A 1052-nucleotide genomic window follows, 5' to 3' on the forward strand; every position below is an offset into this window, starting at 1 on the left:
TGAAGATTATCATATTAAGTCGAACGGCTAGAAAATAAAAATAACTCAAATGGGTACACAATAGTTAACGCGAATCAACTAAAGGAGTGTCCCCAAATGAGCTATGCCCAAATTATATCACGGGAACGTGTGCTAATCGAGAGTTATTGCCTGGAGGAGAAATCGCTGTCCTACATGGCGAAACAGTTGAAACGAAGCAAGAGCACCATCCATTATGAATTGAAACGCTGTAAGCCTTACAATGCCCTTTTGGCACAGGCTGATTACGAGGCCAAACGTGAAAACTGTGGCGCTAGACGATCGGTCAATCAAGAAGACGTCGACTATATTTTGTCTAAACTCAAGTTGGGCTGGTCGCCTGAAGGCATCGTCGGATGGTACTGGAAAACGCATAAGAAACCCTTTCCCATCAGTGTCTCAAGCATCTACCGTTACGCGGCACTCGGCCTGTTCAAGCTGTCCCAAAAGCTCCTGATCCGCAAAGGACGGAAGCTGAAAAACAACGAAGTGGAGACCCGGGGCAAGATGCCACGCTTGAAAAAGATCCATGCGCGCCTAGCACCACGAAGCCAAGTGGGGCATTGGGAAGTCGATACGGTCATCGGCAAGTCACACAAGAGTCAGATCCTCACGTTGACCGAGCGCACCAGCCGCTTTGAGATTGTCTATAAGCTAGCTGCGAAGACGGCGAGTGAAACAGCCCAGGCAATCATCCATGTGTTGAAGAACCTGCCAAAGAAAATGGTGAAGTCCATCACCGCTGACCGGGGCAAGGAATTTCATCTATGGGTCGAAGTGGAGAAAGGACTGGAAGTCCCGTTTTACTTTTCGGATCCTGGGATGCCTGGCCAGCGCGGCACCAATGAGAACAGCAACGGCCGCATCCGGCGCACCTATCCAAAAGGAACCGACTTCAGCCGGATGACCCAGAAAGAGATTCTGGATTTTCTCTTGGTCTTCAATCAGGTCCCTCGGAAAGTATTGAATTACAACACGCCCTTTGAGGTATTCATGAGTTTCTTGCCGCGTTCGACTTGAATTGACAATTTACA

1 protein-coding gene is annotated in these 1052 nt (G+C 48.8%); it reads left to right on the top strand.

Annotation, left to right across the window (positions count from 1 at the left end; all coding sequences use genetic code 11):
- Positions 1–96 precede the first annotated feature (96 nt).
- Positions 97–1038: an IS30 family transposase gene (locus J7I83_RS17590; RefSeq protein ID WP_215102913.1), complete on the top strand. Its 942-nt coding sequence runs from the start codon at positions 97–99 to the stop codon at positions 1036–1038.
- The last annotated feature ends 14 nt before the right edge of the window (positions 1039–1052 follow it).

Origin of the sequence: Planococcus sp. ISL-110, from assembly GCF_018613575.1 — a bacterium.
Taxonomy (GTDB): domain Bacteria; phylum Bacillota; class Bacilli; order Bacillales_A; family Planococcaceae; genus Planococcus.